General features: G+C 64.8%; 2 protein-coding genes. Both read left to right on the top strand.

Annotated elements, in window-relative coordinates; genetic code table 11:
• Positions 1 to 148: integrative conjugative element protein, RAQPRD family (locus ABJ99_RS27810; protein ID WP_268243742.1), on the top strand; the 148-nt coding region annotated here is incomplete at its 5' end.
• Positions 145 to 332, top strand: a 188-nt coding sequence (locus ABJ99_RS27805) for a TIGR03758 family integrating conjugative element protein (RefSeq protein ID WP_080378298.1), incomplete at its 3' end; no start/stop codon positions are given. The genes ABJ99_RS27810 and ABJ99_RS27805, both read left to right, overlap by 4 nt.

Genomic DNA, 332 nt, shown 5'->3' with positions numbered 1-332 from the left:
CTATCACCTGGACTATCCCCGGTTGGCCAGCGACATCGCGCGCATCCGCCAAGGTTTGCAGGACTACCTGTCGCCCTCCCGGGCACAGCCCCGCGACCCCGTCGAGATATCAGGCCAGTACAACGTCAGCGGTGATCACACGCCATGACGATGTCCTCCACCCAGACCAGCGCCTTCCAGGCGGCGGCCGGCTTTTCACCGGCCAACAGCAACACGCTGTGGACCGGAATTGCAGTGGGGATCCTCCTGCTGTGGGGCGTCTGGGTGTTTTCAAGCATTTATCGCGGCTGGGCTACCCGAAACCTGGCAGCCCCGGCGGCGGCAGTCGCTGC

The organism is Pseudomonas syringae pv. cilantro (genome assembly GCF_001293775.1).
In the GTDB taxonomy this organism is placed as follows: domain Bacteria; phylum Pseudomonadota; class Gammaproteobacteria; order Pseudomonadales; family Pseudomonadaceae; genus Aquipseudomonas; species Aquipseudomonas syringae_P.
Note: the sequence above shows the minus strand (reverse complement) of the source record. Positions and strands in the feature narration are given on the sequence as shown.